We start from the raw sequence: 14,920 nt of genomic DNA on the forward strand, positions 1-14,920 counted from the left end.
AGAAGCCCGTTACGAAAGTGACGGGCTTTTTGTCAAAACCTTATGGCTTAGTTAATTTATAAGTTAATTAATTCATAACGTTTTTTGTCTGATGACAATAGCGCTGTAGTCCCACCTGATCCCATGCCGAACTCAGAAGTGAAATGCAGTAGCGCCGATGGTAGTGTGGGAGGTCCCATGTGAGAGTAGGACATTATCAGACTTCTTTTCCAAGCCCTTGTCTATTGACAAGGGCTTTTTTCGTTTAAGATATCAAATAAATAATTGTTGATAATAAGGATACTCTAATGAGTGCATGGCGACCGAGTATGAGTTGGCAAGATGCCAAATTACGAGCAAAAATACTCGCATCAGTGAGATCTTTTTTCTCTGCTCGCGATATTATTGAAGTTGAAACACCTTTATTTTCAAACTCTACAATTACCGATGTTCATTTAGACGCTTTTACTACCGACTACAATTACTTTTCTGATAGTGATATTAATAGTTCAACTACATTGTACGCCCAAACTTCTCCTGAATATGCAATGAAGCGCTTGTTGGCTGCTGGTTACGGTTGTTGTTTTCAATTATGCAAAGCATTTCGTCATGAACAGCACGGGCATCATCATAATCCTGAATTTACTATGCTTGAGTGGTACCGACTTGGCTTTGATCATTTTCAATTGATGGATGAATTGGCCGAGTTTTTACAAGAAGTACTTGGTTGTAAAAGTACTGAGAGAATTAGTTATCAGGCTTTATTTCTTCGCGAAGTAGGCATTGACCCTTTAAATACAACAAAAGCGCAATTGTTGAAAGTAATTAAAGAATATGGCGCTTTTAGTGATTGGTTGGCAGCAGAGAACAATAAAGATACTCTTTTGCAATTTATTATGGCTGAGCTAATTGAGCCTAAGGTTGGTAAAGAGGTTCCTTGTTTTGTTTATAATTTTCCTGCAAGTCAAGCGTCACTTGCGAAAATATGCACAGAAGACGCTCGAGTGGCCGAACGATTTGAATGCTATTTCAGAGGACTTGAATTAGCCAATGGCTTTAATGAGTTGACTAATGTGGAACAACAGGTTGACAGATTTAAAGATGATAACAATAAACGAGCTGAGCTGAGTATGGCGCAGCGTCCTATTGATAAAAACTTTATCGATGCTTTATCTCATGGTTTACCGACATGCGCCGGTGTTGCTTTAGGCATTGACCGCTTAATTATGTTAGCACTAAATCGAGACTCAATTGAGCAAGTACTGAGTTTTCCAATAGATAGAGCCTAGAATTAGGAATCGGATATATTAAGTTCTTTAAGCTTCCTTGTAAGCGTATTTCTGCCCCAACCGAGACGTTTAGCAGCTTCTTGTTTATGGCCTTGTGTGTGCTTTAGAGCGCATTTAAGTAGTATTTTTTCAAACTCAGGTAAAGCATTATCGATTATGTTACTACTACCTTGGGCTAATTCATTGTTAACCCAAGCTTTAAGACTCTCTTGCCAACTAAGCTCAGTATTGCTTATTGCTACAGCTTTATCTGTCAATTCACTGGGTAAATCATCTAACAGTATTTCTTTACCACTTGCCATAACCGTTAGAAAGCGACAAATATTTTCCAGTTGCCTAACGTTTCCGGGCCAATTACATTGTTCAAGGTATACCAATGTACTTTTATGTAGCGTTTTACTTTCGACGGAGAGCTCGTTAGCTGCTTGTTTCAAAAAGTGTAGGGCTAGTTGGGCAATGTCTTCTTTTCGCTCTCGTAAACTAGGAATGTGGATTCTAATGACATTGAGTCGATGAAAAAGATCTTCACGAAATTCACTGCTATTAACGCGCTCTTCAAGGTTTTGGTGAGTTGCTGCAATAATCCTGACATCAACCTTTATCGGTGAATGGCCGCCAACACGATAAAACTGTCCATCAGCTAATACCCGTAATAAACGTGTTTGTATATCAAGTGGCATATCACCTATTTCATCTAAGAACAGCGTTCCTTGATGAGCCTGTTCGAAACGGCCTTGCCGGACAGCATTAGCACCAGTAAACGCGCCTTTTTCGTGACCAAACAATTCAGATTCTATTAAATCTTTAGGGATTGCGGCCATATTGAGCGGGATAAATGGGGCGCTAGAGCGAGGGCTGTGCATATGTAGGGCGTGGGCAACGAGCTCTTTACCTGTGCCAGACTCACCGTTAATTAATACGCTAATACTTGACCGAGACAATCGACCTATTGCTCTAAAAACTTCCTGCATAGAAGGTGCTGCGCCAATAATACCGACGTTGTCAACGGAAGGAATGTTAAGTTGCTTCTTTGATTTTAGTTCTTGGGCATGTGTTAATGCCCTATGGGTAAGGGATATCGCATCTTCAATATCAAATGGTTTAGGTAGATATTCGAAAGCGCCGCCTTGGTATGCGTTAACCGCACTATCTAAGTCTGAATGTGCAGTCATGATGATCACGGGAATATCAGCAAATTTTTCGTTTATTTGGCCAAGAAGATTCATGCCATCAATGTTTGGCATGCGAATATCAGAAATGATTACTTCGGGTTGATTATGCTCAAGTGCAACTAGAAGATCTTCAGGGTTGTGAAACGTTCCAACGCTGATATTAGCATTAGATAAAGCTTTTTCAAGAACCCAGCGAATTGAACTGTCGTCATCAACTATCCAAACTTGTTCTGTGATCATTAACTTGCCTCGCGACTAAATGGTAATAAGATGGTGAATTCGGTATATCCGGGTCTGCTTTTACAAGAAAGCTTGCCGTTATGTTGATGGACTAATGTCTGACAGATTGATAAGCCAAGTCCGGTACCAGACGCTCGACCAGATACCATAGGATAAAATAATGTGCTTTGAATATGATCAGGAATACCTGGGCCATTATCAATAATGCTAATTTCCGCACATAGCTTTATGCGCTTACCATTTATCGTTTTATTGCTAGCGGCGCGCGTTTTTAAAGTTATTTGATTACCAGCATTTAGCACTTGTATTGCATTGTTCACAATATTAATTACGGTTTGCTGTAGTTTGTCTTGATCAAAGATTAAGTCAGGTATCGAAGGATCATAATCTCGCTTTAATACAATATTTTTCGGATTGTCGTATTGAATTAATTGGAATACTTTTTCAATAACAATATGTACATTTTGCAATTTCATGACCGGTAATTGGTTAGGCCCTAGCAAGCGGTCAACTAAGTTGGTTAACCTATCCGCTTGCTCAATGATCATGGCGGTATATTCTTTTTGCTCCTGATTAAGCTCTAAGTCTAACAACTGTGCTGCTCCACGAAGCCCACCGAGTGGGTTTTTAATTTCGTGCGCTAAACCTCGTATTAAATCTCGAGCTGACTCCCATTGCTGTTGCTGAAATGCTTCAGCACTAATTTGTTTTTGCTGATCTATCTGTTTGAATTCCAGCAAAATGTGTGGAAGATTTTCAAAGGTTACTGATGAAGCGGTAATTTCTACTGTGATCAGTCTATGATCAAAAAATTCGATAGTTACATCACTGTCACTAAATTCTTGTCCTGTGGTTAGTAACTGCTGTAAGCGATCATTGTTGATAGGAGTGTTATAGAACACTTGCTCAATCGGCAATGTATACAACTTACTTAAACTCTTAACTAATAATGCTTCTGCAGCAGGGTTTACATAGCAAATGGCAAGCTGCTGATCTAACACCACAACTGCTGTTACCATTTGATTAGGCAATGCTTGTTGATAGTGCAACTTTAGCTTTTTTAAATTTACGGCATTATTAGACATCATCATCCTTTGCACCGAAATGGTGCGTTAAGTAACGAGTGTAAATAATTATGGTGCAATGTGCACTTAAATACTGCTAATTAGCCTTATTAACAGAGACTCTGTGCATATAAAACGTTACTGGGGAAGACGTTGCAATAACCTTGCCTTTATCACTGAGCAACGCCATTTTTATTTGATGCTCGCCTCTATCTACATTTCGTAAAACAAACATAGAGTGAGTTTGCGGCTTTTCATAAGGTTGGTCGTCTAGATATAGTTGAATTTTAAGCCCGCGCTTGAAAACAGGTTGAATACGACCAGAAACATAAACTGAGCCAGTATTGTCCCGAACTGTCGCATTGTTTTCTGGTTGAGTGATACTAACTTGATATTCTTCTTGAATTACTTTTGGTTTGATGTCTAATATCGAGGTATCAATATTAGACTTGACGGTATTTGGTTCTTTTACTTCGACTTCTTCAGCACCAGGTTTAGGACTATCGGAAAAGACTAACACCCCTTGCTCATTACGCCATACATATATTTTAGCCGAGCCTGCAAATAAAGGCGCAGCGTGTGTAAATAACACTAAAAATATGCATATTCGTGCGATATAAATCAAAAGTTAAGTTCCTGTTCCATAGGTCTATCTATTAATCTATCCAAATATTGTGCTTTTCGCCACAAAAAAAGCTCACCGAAGTGAGCTTTTTATTAACTAACTTGTTGAATTAGTTAAACGCTGTAGTACATATCGAACTCAACAGGGTGTGTTGTTGAGTTTAATAATTCTACTTCTTCACGCTTCAGACCAATATATGCATTGATCATATCTTTATCCATAACACCGCCTTCTGTTAAGAAGTCCATGTCATTTTCTAATGCATCAAGTGCTTCTTCTAATGAAGCTGCTACTTGTGGAATAGCTAACGCTTCTTCCGCAGGTAAGTCGTATAAATCTTTATCCATAGCATCGCCAGGATGGATTTTGTTTTTGATGCCGTCAAGGCCAGCCATTAGCATTGCTGAGAAAGCTAAGTATGGGTTTGCTGTTGGATCAGGGAAACGCACTTCAATACGCATTGCTTTTGGTGTTGGCACGATTGGGATACGAATAGATGCTGAACGGTTACGAGCTGAATATGCAAGCATTACCGGCGCTTCAAAACCAGGAACAAGACGTTTGTATGAGTTAGTTGAAGCATTAGTGAAAGCATTTAGTGCTTTAGCGTGCTTGATAATACCACCAACATAGTAAAGTGCTGTTTCTGATAAACCGCCGTATTTATCACCAGCAAATAAGTTAACACCATCTTTAGCAAGAGATTGGTGAACGTGCATGCCAGTACCGTTGTCACCTACAATTGGTTTTGGCATAAAAGTCGCTGTTTTGCCGTATGCATGTGCAACATTATGAACAACATATTTGTATATTTGTACTTCGTCAGCTTTAAGTACCATAGTATTAAAACGACAAGCAATTTCGTTTTGACCAGCAGTCGCTACTTCATGGTGATGTGCTTCAACAACTAAGCCCATTTCTTCCATTACTAAACACATAGCTGAACGTAAGTCTTGAGAAGAATCTACTGGTGCTACTGGGAAGTATCCGCCTTTAACACCAGGACGATGGCCTGTGTTACCTTCTTCATAAGAAGTGCCTGAATTCCATTTTGCTTCTTTATCATCAATCTTATAGAAAGAACCACTCATATCTGTGTGGAAACGTACATCATCAAATACGAAGAACTCTGGCTCTGGACCAATTAATACGGTATCTGCAATGCCTGTACTACGCATGTAGTCTTCAGCACGTTTAGCTACTGAACGAGGGTCACGGCTGTAGCCTTGCATGGTAGCTGGCTCAACGATGTCACAACGAATGTTTAATGTTACAGCTTCAGTAAATGGGTCAAGTACAGCTGAATCGGCATCAGGCATCATCACCATGTCTGATTCATTAATACCTTTCCAGCCTTCAATAGAAGAACCGTCAAACATTTTACCGTCTTCAAAGAAGTCTTCATTTACTTGATGATGAGGAATTGAAACGTGTTGTTCTTTACCTTTTGAGTCAGTAAAGCGTAAATCAACAAACTTGACGTCATGTTCTTTAATTAAATCTAAAACTGCGTTTGACATTGATAGTCTCCGGTATCGTTAGTTCTTCAAATTTCAAAAATACATTTTCTATTGTCTGAGCATAAGCGAGTATTGTGCCAATAGTAAAGTTATTGAAATATATCGTTTTAATTTTTTAATTTAATGTGGATTGCACCGATTTGGTGCGGTCTATGTTGCATTGTGGTGCGTATGCTCTAATTTGGGTATTCGAACTATTTTAGTTTAAAACTAAAGGCCTAATGTGAATTAATTTATATTTCTTCAGGACAGTATATTTGTTGCTACTTCTCCTGTACAATACGCGCCCAATTATAGCCCTATTGAGCAAAACGCCCGTGTTAGATAAATTACGTAATGTTGCCATCATCGCCCACGTTGACCATGGTAAAACAACCTTGGTTGATAAGTTATTAGATCAGTCAGGTACGCTTGACGCAAGAAATGGTCTTGAAGAACGTGTTATGGATTCAAATGATATCGAAAAAGAACGCGGTATCACAATTTTAGCAAAAAACACTGCTATTAACTGGGGCGACTACCGTGTAAACATTGTAGATACTCCAGGCCATGCTGACTTTGGTGGTGAAGTAGAACGTGTTATGTCAATGGTAGACTCTGTACTACTAATTGTTGACGCGCAAGAGGGCCCAATGCCTCAAACGCGTTTTGTAACTAAAAAAGCGTTTGCTCAAGGCTTAAAGCCGATTGTAGTCATCAACAAAATTGACAAGCCTGGTGCACGTCCAGAGTGGGTTATGGATCAAGTTTTCGATTTGTTTGATAACTTAGGTGCTACTGATGACCAGTTGGATTTCCAAGTTGTTTATGCTTCAGCCATTAATGGTTGGGCTTCAATGGAAGAAGGCGAAGTAGGTACTGATATGACACCTCTTTTCCAAACCATTGTTGATCAAGTACCTGTGCCGGATGCTGATTTGGAAGGCGCATTCCAAATGCAAATCTCTCAACTTGATTACAGCTCTTATTTAGGTGTTATTGGTGTTGGTCGTATTACTCGTGGTAGCGTTAAACCAAACCAGCAAGTAACGGTTGAAGGTGCTAACGGTAAACTTCATAACGGTAAAGTAGGTAAAGTATTCGGTTACTTAGGCTTAGAGCGTAATGAAACAGATATTGCTCATGCTGGTGATATTATTGCCATTACTGGTTTAGGTGAATTAAAGATTTCTGATACTATTTGTTGTCCAAACGAAGTAGATGCTTTACCACCACTGTCAGTTGATGAACCAACAATTAACATGACTTTCCAAGTAAATACTTCACCATTTTCTGGTCAGGAAGGTAAGTATGTTACTTCACGTAACATCAAAGATCGCTTAGATAAAGAGCTAGTACACAACGTAGCACTACGTGTAGAACAATTAGACGATCCTGATAAGTTTAAAGTATCAGGTCGTGGTGAACTTCATTTAGGTATTTTAATTGAAAACATGCGTCGTGAAGGTTACGAATTAGCGGTTTCTCGCCCTGAAGTAATTATGCGTGAAGTTGATGGTCAGTTAGAAGAACCGTATGAAACTGTGACTATTGATGTTGAAGAACAGCACCAAGGTCCAATCATGGAAAAAATGGGTGTTCGCAAAGCAGAACTTACTGATATGGCACCAGACGGTAAAGGCCGTATTCGTATGGATTTCATTATGCCAAGTCGTGGTTTAATTGGTTTCCAAACTGAGTTTATGACATTAACTTCAGGCTCAGGCTTGATTTACCATACATTCTTACAATATGGCCCGCATAAAGGCGGCGATATTGGTCAACGCTTAAATGGTGTTATGATCGCAAATGCTACTGGTAAAGCACTAACCAATGCACTATTCAACTTACAGTCTCGCGGTCGTATGTTGATTGGTCACGGTCTTGATATTTATGAAGGTCAAATTATCGGTATTCATTCACGTGATAACGACTTAACGGTAAATGCGCTTAAAGGTAAGCAATTAACTAACGTTCGTTCATCAGGTACTGATGAAGCGCAAACGTTAACGCCACCTATTTTAATGTCATTAGAGCAAGCGTTAGAGTTTATTGATAATGACGAATTAGTTGAAGTTACACCTGACAGCATTCGTATTCGTAAGAAGTTCTTAAAAGAATCTGATCGTAAACGCGAAAGCCGTACAGCTAAATAGTTTTAATTAAAAGCTTATCAAAAGCCATCTAGGGAAACCTAGGTGGCTTTTTTGTGCGATATAACTTGTCGACCAGAGCCTCTCTATGTAAGACATGTCTCAAAATGCTATAGGCTATAATCAGCCATAACATAGTGGACCAATATTAATTCTAATAAAATCAGCCTATTAAAATTATAAATAACTTATTCTTCGCTTTTCTTAAATTTCCTTAATTTTCAATTCTTCTTCTGCCTTTTAGTATTTATTACTGATGCTATATTTAATACATCTAATAGCCGTAGTGAATTCAGCCATATAGGAAGGCAAAATTATGGAACCAAGTAAACTATCGCGATTGAATTGTTTATTTGAAAAAGCCGTTGCTAATAATGCAAAGTTATTAGAAAAGCGTGAGCTCAATGCGTTATATAATGAATTTATTAATGACGGGCGAGATCACAAAGCGAGTAATACGGTAGAGTTTCCCATTAAATCGAGATTAACTGCTGGATAGAAATACTAATAAAATAATAATTATAATAAATAAAAGGATATTTCGATGTCACCCGAGCAGCTTCAAACGCTACAGAAGCTAAGCCAGTTATTTGAAGACGGCTTAGCGGGACCAAAACAGGTGAAGCAATTGTCAGAATTACTTGCTGAAATCAATCAACGCATTGATACACCTGAAGATAATTTTGAAGAACTGTTCTTATAGTGATTTTGTTACTGAATAATAAAATGCTATAGCTAATTGTTAATTAGAGAAAAGTACTAGCTATTTTTGATACTTTTTGACTACCTATTTGTAACAATTCACTATCACTCCTATTACCATTCCCTTAATATATAACTATGCGCTTACCGAAACAGTGCTTTAGAGTAATTAACTGACAAAATAACCAATAGTGGACTTTATGTTTGATAAATTTGAAAAAATTAAACAGCACCGTTTTACAGAGCGCACTTTTAGCTTTCTATTATTATTTTATGGCAACTTAAAAAAAGAACATATTCATGTAACCGCCGGTTATTTATCGTACGTTACATTGATGTCATTGGTACCTTTAATCGTCGTTATGTTGTCAATGATGACTGCTTTTCCTATTTTTTCTGAAATTCGTGAATTGATCGAGAATTTTGTTTATCAAAACTTTGTTCCTGCATCTGGTGATGTGGTACGTGAATATATAACGGGGTTTGTCAGCAATACTTCGAAAATGTCAGCTGTTGCAATTACAGCACTCTTTATTCTTGCCATGCTCCTTATTTCTGCCATTGATAAATGCTTAAATAAATTATGGCGCATCAATGAGAAACGACAAGTAATGACCTCATTTTCCATGTACTGGATGGTCTTAACTTTAGGTCCGGTGTTAGTCGGTAGTAGTTTGGTTATGACCTCATACATAATTTCATTAGTATCGCTTGGTGATTATGACTTTCTAGGATTAACCAATATTCTTGTTAGAGCATTGCCATTACTTGCCTCTATTGCGGCATTCTTTATTTTATATATGGTGGTGCCAAATAAAGTTATTCCGGCTAGGTTTGCTTTTGCAGGTGCAACACTAGCGGCCATTTTGTTTGAAATCGCAAAAAAATCATTTGCTATCTATGTTACCCAATTGCCGTCATACCAAGTAATTTATGGGGCATTATCGAGTATTCCAATTTTATTTTTGTGGGTTTATTTAAGTTGGTTAGTCGTTTTAGTTGGCGCATTGTTTACTGTTTCTTTAGAAGATTTTGAGGAAAAACGTTTAGCAAAATTGACAGAGAAATAAGCAGGTTAGTTAACAGTTTCAATTGCTAACTTAAAATCGCAATTTATAGTGTTAGTTACTAAACTGATTATATTCTCGCCAAGGAGGAATATATGTCTAGAGTGCTTTTCCCGAATATTGCTGCGTATAAAACAGAATGGTTAGACGTTTCAGGTGGGCACCAACTATATATTGAACAATCAGGAAACCCTCATGGCATTGCGGTGATATACCTTCATGGTGGACCTGGCGGCGGATGCAGCAAAAATCATCGTCGTTATTTTGATCCTGAAAAATATCGTATTATTTTGGTGGATCAAAGAGGTTGCGGCCGTTCTATTCCTTCCCCCAGTATTGAGACTAATACCAGTGCAGATTTAATTGAAGATATAGAAATAATTCGTCAACATCTAGACATTCAGCACTGGCTTGTTGCTGGTGGCTCATGGGGAACCACGTTGGCAATGCTTTATGGAATTAAATATCCTGATACGGTTTTAGGGTTTATTCTTAGAGGGATATTTCTTGGTACGGATAATGAATATCGATGGTTGTATAATAATACTGGTGCAGCCTGTTTTTTCCCTGAGTATTATCAAGAGTTTAGTCAGCATATTTCATCAGTAAACGATAACCACCTTCTACACAGCTATCATAATGTACTAACAGGTAATAATGAAATAGCAGCTATTGCCGCAAGTAAGGCGTGGTGTTTATGGGAACTGAGGTTATCAACTATTGAGCATCACCATATTGAAATGCATCATGTTGACGATACCCATCAAGCGTTATGTATGGCAAAAATTTCTAGCCATTATTTTGTTAATCAATGCTTTATTGAAGAAAATTTTATTTTAAATCGTTTAGCTAGTATTTCAGAAATTCCGGCAATTGTGCTACACGGACGTTACGATATGGTATGCCAGTTAAGTAATGCGTATAACTTAGTAAAAAACTGGCCAAACGCACAATTACAAATTTTACCTAAAGCTGGGCACGGTGGCTTTGAGTCACAAACTATTGATGGATTTTGTAAAGCAGCAGATACTATGGCTAATTTTATTGCTGAGCAGGGAAATATAGAGTAAATGATTGCATTATTACAAAGAGTATCTGAGGCCGGAGTTCGTGTTGAAAATGAGCTTGTAGGTGATATTTCACAGGGCTTATTGGTGCTTCTGGCTATCGAACCAGATGATACTCAAGCGAAAGCCAAGCGCTTAGCGGAACGTGTTGCCGGTTATCGTATTTTTGAAGATGAAAATGGCAAAATGAATTTAAACATTAAGCAGGTTGGGGGTGATATTTTAGTCGTGTCTCAATTTACTTTAGCGGCAGATACAAGCAAGGGCCTTAGACCAAGCTTTACCAGTGCCGCAAGCCCAGATATGAGCAAAGGCTTGTATCAATATTTTGCTACTCAACTGCGTAGTTTTGGCTTCACAGTACCAACTGGAATTTTTGGCGCGGATATGAAAGTTAGCTTAATAAATGACGGCCCTGTCACAATTAACCTACAAATCTAATCTTATCTTCAAGCGTTTATATGATGAGCGAAAAGTCGACGCCACCTTGAGTATTGCCAGTGTGGTAAGAAAGAATTCTTACTGCGCTTTTTTATATTATTTGTTTGCCAGTGGCTCGGTACCAAATGAATGACGATATTAAGATAGCGAGGAATGTGAAAGTAAATAATATTATGGCTACTTTGTAATTGTTTGAGAATGGTTAAGCATAAGTTGATTTCATGGTCATCCAAATCAGGTAAATTAATAGTTAAGCAGGCGTTATCTGCCAACTTATCAGTTAAGGCAGTTAATAAAGCTACTCGGCGTTGAAAGCTTTCTGTGTGATGCTGATAAACATCGCAAATCATCCAGTCAATATCATTACTGTGGCACTGCTCATCTTGCGTTAGCCATGACATAGCGTCAGTATGCTCTGTTATTAAAGTACAACCTTCAGCTTTAAAATAGTTGTTATAACAAGTGATTACTTGTTGTGAAAGTTCGACACTTTTGACGCTTATATCAGGTGCTAATGCCTGAATGAAACGGCTTAAATTGCCGCCACCTAAGCCTAATTCAATAATACTCTTAGGTTTGAAAAAAAGTAGTGGCATTAGTACCGCGTATTGATGGGGTAAGGTTAATTGTTTAGGTGCACGTAAAAGCATCACACTTTGAATAACATCGTCAAACATAAGCCAACGATAATGGGCATTTTGATAAATGGATATTTGGTCTTGATCATTACTAAGGTAAACTAGTTGGCCTTGATTAACATGTTGAGCAAGTTTCACGTGTTGTATCGATCCTGTGTTTAATAGCAATAAGAGAAATAATAGACAATGTACCAATGTAGGGCGCCAAAAAATCAAGCTGAATTCGATGCATATTACCAACTACGCTGGCAAATATTGCGCAGTCCATGGCAACAGCCGTTAGGTAGTGAACAAGATGATTTGGAAGGGCAATCATACCATCGAGTGATTGTTGATGATATCGATAACGTTGTTGGTGTAGGTCGAATGCATAAGTGCTCGCAAGATACTGCACAAGTTCGATATATGGCGATTGATGATTCTGCCCAAGGTAAAGGGCTTGGTAAGCTACTGTTAATAGAGTTTGAAAATATCGCAGCAAAAGTTGGCGTTAAGCAAATGACGCTAAATGCTAGAGAGAATGCCCTTGGGTTTTATCAGCGCCTTGGTTATGAAGACAAAGGTTTTTCGCACACCTTATATGAAAGTATTGTGCATAATAAAATGACTAAGTATTTGAGCTGTGAAAATGCCCATATGGAAGAAAAAGCACAGGCATTGCAAAATATTTGGCATCAAACTATACCACTTAGCCAAGCAATGAATATCAATATTGGCTACTTTGACGGACAAGAGCTTATAACTAACTGCGAGCCTACATTTAATAAGAACTTACACAATACGATGTTTGCTGGCAGCATATATGCATTAGCAACATTAACGGGCTGGGGTTGGGTTTATTTTGCCTTAGCACAATATCAACAACAGGCCGACATTGTTTTGGCAGAAGGTAATATACGTTATATAGCACCATTAGCTGGCGTTGCACATGCACGAACCTCGCAAACGTTAATAATAGGAGATGGTGATGCACTACTGCAAGGACGAAATGCCAAATTTACTATTGAAGTCGAAGTATGTTGTGGTGATAAAACGGTAGCAATTTTTACGGGTAAGTATGTAGGTGTATTAAACGTAAGTAGCTACAGAGTTTGATTTACATGCGTACTGACAGCGCATTTAAATTTAGGTTATGATGGCGCGATTAAATTCCCATAAGGATATAGGTAGAAATGTACAAAATTATATTAAGTTTTATGCTTCTTAGTGCTTTTGCATCTGCAAATGAGTCACTTGAACAAGTACTCGATAATTTTCATCAAGCGGCGGCTGACGCTGATTATCCTCGTTATATGAATTTACTTGCAGATGATGCTATTTATTTAGGGACCGATAGCGGTGAACGTTGGAATAAAGCTGAGTTCTCTGCTTTTGTTAAGCCTTACTTTAGTCAAGGAAGAGGCTGGTTATACAAGCCAGTACAACGCCATATCTCAAATACTAAAGCAGCTAATATCGTATTTTTTGATGAGTTATTAGAAAATAAAAATTACGGACGTTGTCGTGGCAGTGGTCTATTAATTCGAACTGAGCAAGGCTGGAAAATTTTACAATATAATTTATCAATCCCAGTGCCAAATGCTATTGCTTCCGATGTTGTTAAGTCGATTCAAGGGTATCGTAGCAATCAAGTAAAAGATGTTGGTGAGTAAGTATCTACTTATTCGAAAGTGCTTCAGAGGAAATGTGGAAATGAGTGTCAGTATCATAGGTTGTGGCTGGTTAGGGCAAGCATTAGCACAAGCGCTAATGGCTGAAAACGTTAAAGTGTTAGCCAGTTATCAATCACAACAAACGTTAACAACGTTGCAGCAATCAAATATTCCAGCAACAAAATTAATATTACCGATTACGGGCATGAGCCAAGAGCAGGCATTGTGTTTCAACGACATTGATGTTGATGAAGCTTTATTTCAAAATGATGTATTGGTTATTGCTTTACCACCTCAATTGAAAAAAGGTCGGTTAGACTATCCGTTAAAAATTCAGCAATTAGTTAGCATGGCTGAATTAGGTGCAACAAAGAAAATTATTTTACTCAACTCGACCGCTATCTATAATGGCTTAGTTGGCGACGTTGATGAAAACACCCGTTTAGACCTTAAGGCTCCGAAAGTTGAAGTGTTATTAGCTGCTGAGAAAGCAGTACAGGTTTTTACTAAAGATGTGTGCATTTTACGTTTGGCAGGCTTAGTTGGGCCTAGCCGCCATCCGGGAAAGTTTCTACAAGCAGATCGGTTGTTTAATAATGCCAGTGCGCAGGTAAATTTAGTTCATCAACTAGACGTGGTGAATATCATTAAAAAATTCATAGAAGCTACAGGTAATAATTGTTCAGAGATTTATAACGTTGTTAGTGCAACCAAAAGCGATCGTAAGCAATATTATCAAGTAGCAGCTCGTGCTATGGCTTTGCCTATTCCTAAGTTTGAACCGGAGACGACAGCAAATGCCAGCAAGAATGTGCAAGGAGATAAACTTCGCAAAGCGTTAAATTATCACTATCAACATGACGATTTATTGTTGTGGGCAAGTAGCTTATAAACGCAAATTAAGTTTATTTTCAATTTCATATTTAGCTCCAATTTCAGGTTAAAATTTTATGGCAAATAATGTCATCACCAAAACATTAAAGAAGCTTTATCGATATAAGATTGCATTGTTATTTATTGCCTTGTGGGCGCATGTATCTTTACTTAATTTATTTTTTGTTTCTTATACTGGGCCAGTTTTTTTATGGCAAGAAAACAGTGAACCATTAACTATACAAGTGCACTTTCTAATAGCTCTCTTAACCACTCTATTTTACCTAAGTGTGAGTAAGTTAAGGCAGGTTAATGCTATTAAAACGGTAAAAGTTACAGATAAATTTTGGTTGGTTTGTTCTGTTGTTTTATTGCTTTCGATTGGCTTTTTAGTCTTTTAAGTTCTTTTATACCGTTATAAAAAAGCCGACAAAAACGTCGGCTTTTATTTTTCTGATA

16 protein-coding genes and 1 rRNA gene are annotated in these 14,920 nt (G+C 38.0%); 12 read left to right on the forward strand and 5 right to left on the reverse strand.

Annotated elements, in window-relative coordinates:
• Nucleotides 1–87 precede the first annotated feature (87 nt).
• A 5S ribosomal RNA gene (gene rrf / locus AC27E9_RS16770) occupies nucleotides 88–202 on the forward strand.
• 85 nt (nucleotides 203–287) lie between these two features.
• A complete protein-coding gene (gene epmA, locus AC27E9_RS16775) occupies nucleotides 288–1,268 on the forward strand; it encodes an elongation factor P--(R)-beta-lysine ligase (RefSeq protein WP_487132169.1) in 981 nt (326 codons plus the stop codon).
• Between the two features lie 2 nt (nucleotides 1,269–1,270).
• Here epmA and glnG read toward each other — a convergent pair whose 3' ends face one another.
• The 4 genes from glnG to glnA form a co-directional block, all read right to left on the reverse strand.
• Complete coding sequence (gene glnG, locus AC27E9_RS16780) at nucleotides 1,271–2,680, reverse strand: nitrogen regulation protein NR(I) (protein WP_487132171.1); 1,410 nt, start codon at nucleotides 2,678–2,680, stop codon at nucleotides 1,271–1,273.
• A complete protein-coding gene (gene glnL, locus AC27E9_RS16785) occupies nucleotides 2,680–3,771 on the reverse strand; it encodes a nitrogen regulation protein NR(II) (RefSeq protein ID WP_487132173.1) in 1,092 nt (363 codons plus the stop codon). The genes glnG and glnL overlap by 1 nt, the downstream gene beginning before the upstream one ends.
• Before the next feature lie 70 nt (nucleotides 3,772–3,841).
• Complete coding sequence (locus tag AC27E9_RS16790) at nucleotides 3,842–4,336, reverse strand: DUF4124 domain-containing protein (protein ID WP_487132175.1); 495 nt, start codon at nucleotides 4,334–4,336, stop codon at nucleotides 3,842–3,844.
• 146 nt (nucleotides 4,337–4,482) lie between these two features.
• A complete protein-coding gene (gene glnA, locus AC27E9_RS16795) occupies nucleotides 4,483–5,889 on the reverse strand; it encodes a glutamate--ammonia ligase (protein WP_487132177.1) in 1,407 nt (468 codons plus the stop codon).
• 317 nt (nucleotides 5,890–6,206) lie between these two features.
• Here glnA and typA point away from each other — a divergent pair, with 317 nt between their 5' ends.
• From typA to dtd, 6 genes are all read left to right on the forward strand, one after another.
• Nucleotides 6,207–8,024, forward strand: a complete 1,818-nt coding sequence (typA, locus tag AC27E9_RS16800) for a translational GTPase TypA (protein WP_487132179.1) — start codon at nucleotides 6,207–6,209, stop codon at nucleotides 8,022–8,024.
• Between the two features lie 313 nt (nucleotides 8,025–8,337).
• Nucleotides 8,338–8,520, forward strand: coding sequence for a hypothetical protein (locus AC27E9_RS16805; protein WP_487132181.1), 183 nt, complete (start codon nucleotides 8,338–8,340; stop codon nucleotides 8,518–8,520).
• A gap of 45 nt (nucleotides 8,521–8,565) precedes the next feature.
• Nucleotides 8,566–8,724, forward strand: coding sequence for a hypothetical protein (locus AC27E9_RS16810; RefSeq protein ID WP_487132183.1), 159 nt, complete (start codon nucleotides 8,566–8,568; stop codon nucleotides 8,722–8,724).
• A gap of 199 nt (nucleotides 8,725–8,923) precedes the next feature.
• Nucleotides 8,924–9,793 (forward strand): virulence factor BrkB family protein, encoded by an 870-nt coding sequence (locus AC27E9_RS16815; protein ID WP_487132184.1) that lies wholly within the window; start codon nucleotides 8,924–8,926, stop codon nucleotides 9,791–9,793.
• Between the two features lie 92 nt (nucleotides 9,794–9,885).
• Nucleotides 9,886–10,860, forward strand: a complete 975-nt coding sequence (pip, locus tag AC27E9_RS16820) for a prolyl aminopeptidase (RefSeq protein WP_487132185.1) — start codon at nucleotides 9,886–9,888, stop codon at nucleotides 10,858–10,860.
• The gene (gene dtd / locus AC27E9_RS16825) at nucleotides 10,861–11,298 is read left to right on the forward strand and encodes a D-aminoacyl-tRNA deacylase (RefSeq protein ID WP_487132186.1); all 438 of its coding nucleotides are present in this window, start codon (nucleotides 10,861–10,863) and stop codon (nucleotides 11,296–11,298) included. It begins immediately after the preceding gene.
• Between the two features lie 8 nt (nucleotides 11,299–11,306).
• Here dtd and AC27E9_RS16830 read toward each other — a convergent pair whose 3' ends face one another.
• Nucleotides 11,307–12,074 carry a class I SAM-dependent methyltransferase gene (locus AC27E9_RS16830; RefSeq protein WP_487132187.1) on the reverse strand — a complete coding sequence of 256 codons (768 nt, stop codon included), beginning with the start codon at nucleotides 12,072–12,074 and terminating at the stop codon, nucleotides 11,307–11,309.
• 48 nt (nucleotides 12,075–12,122) lie between these two features.
• On the opposite strand from AC27E9_RS16830, the gene AC27E9_RS16835 reads away from it, so the two are divergent.
• The 4 genes from AC27E9_RS16835 (at nucleotide 12,123) to AC27E9_RS16850 (ending at nucleotide 14,862) form a co-directional block, all read left to right on the forward strand.
• Nucleotides 12,123–13,031 carry a bifunctional GNAT family N-acetyltransferase/hotdog fold thioesterase gene (locus AC27E9_RS16835; protein ID WP_487132188.1) on the forward strand — a complete coding sequence of 303 codons (909 nt, stop codon included), beginning with the start codon at nucleotides 12,123–12,125 and terminating at the stop codon, nucleotides 13,029–13,031.
• A gap of 77 nt (nucleotides 13,032–13,108) precedes the next feature.
• Complete coding sequence (locus AC27E9_RS16840) at nucleotides 13,109–13,588, forward strand: nuclear transport factor 2 family protein (protein ID WP_487132189.1); 480 nt, start codon at nucleotides 13,109–13,111, stop codon at nucleotides 13,586–13,588.
• 40 nt (nucleotides 13,589–13,628) lie between these two features.
• Complete coding sequence (locus AC27E9_RS16845; protein WP_487132190.1) at nucleotides 13,629–14,480, forward strand: Rossmann-fold NAD(P)-binding domain-containing protein; 852 nt, start codon at nucleotides 13,629–13,631, stop codon at nucleotides 14,478–14,480.
• 58 nt (nucleotides 14,481–14,538) lie between these two features.
• Nucleotides 14,539–14,862 carry a hypothetical protein gene (locus AC27E9_RS16850; RefSeq protein ID WP_487132191.1) on the forward strand — a complete coding sequence of 108 codons (324 nt, stop codon included), beginning with the start codon at nucleotides 14,539–14,541 and terminating at the stop codon, nucleotides 14,860–14,862.
• The last annotated feature ends 58 nt before the right edge of the window (nucleotides 14,863–14,920 follow it).

It is taken from the genome of Colwellia meonggei (genome assembly GCF_057537295.1).

What these genes read in the sequence shown, in the direction of transcription:
- AC27E9_RS16835 (WP_487132188.1), top strand. Translation starts at nt 12,123, where the DNA reads ATGTACCAATGTAGGGCGCCAAAAAATCAAGCTGAATTCGATGCATAT.
- AC27E9_RS16805 (WP_487132181.1), top strand. Translation starts at nt 8,338, where the DNA reads ATGGAACCAAGTAAACTATCGCGATTGAATTGTTTATTTGAAAAAGCC.
- dtd (WP_487132186.1), top strand. Translation starts at nt 10,861, where the DNA reads ATGATTGCATTATTACAAAGAGTATCTGAGGCCGGAGTTCGTGTTGAA.
- AC27E9_RS16845 (WP_487132190.1), top strand. Translation starts at nt 13,629, where the DNA reads ATGAGTGTCAGTATCATAGGTTGTGGCTGGTTAGGGCAAGCATTAGCA.
- AC27E9_RS16815 (WP_487132184.1), top strand. Translation starts at nt 8,924, where the DNA reads ATGTTTGATAAATTTGAAAAAATTAAACAGCACCGTTTTACAGAGCGC.
- AC27E9_RS16850 (WP_487132191.1), top strand. Translation starts at nt 14,539, where the DNA reads ATGGCAAATAATGTCATCACCAAAACATTAAAGAAGCTTTATCGATAT.
- glnG (WP_487132171.1), bottom strand. Translation starts at nt 2,680, where the DNA reads ATGATCACAGAACAAGTTTGGATAGTTGATGACGACAGTTCAATTCGC.
- pip (WP_487132185.1), top strand. Translation starts at nt 9,886, where the DNA reads ATGTCTAGAGTGCTTTTCCCGAATATTGCTGCGTATAAAACAGAATGG.
- glnA (WP_487132177.1), bottom strand. Translation starts at nt 5,889, where the DNA reads ATGTCAAACGCAGTTTTAGATTTAATTAAAGAACATGACGTCAAGTTT.
- glnL (WP_487132173.1), bottom strand. Translation starts at nt 3,771, where the DNA reads ATGATGATGTCTAATAATGCCGTAAATTTAAAAAAGCTAAAGTTGCAC.
- AC27E9_RS16810 (WP_487132183.1), top strand. Translation starts at nt 8,566, where the DNA reads ATGTCACCCGAGCAGCTTCAAACGCTACAGAAGCTAAGCCAGTTATTT.
- AC27E9_RS16840 (WP_487132189.1), top strand. Translation starts at nt 13,109, where the DNA reads ATGTACAAAATTATATTAAGTTTTATGCTTCTTAGTGCTTTTGCATCT.
- epmA (WP_487132169.1), top strand. Translation starts at nt 288, where the DNA reads ATGAGTGCATGGCGACCGAGTATGAGTTGGCAAGATGCCAAATTACGA.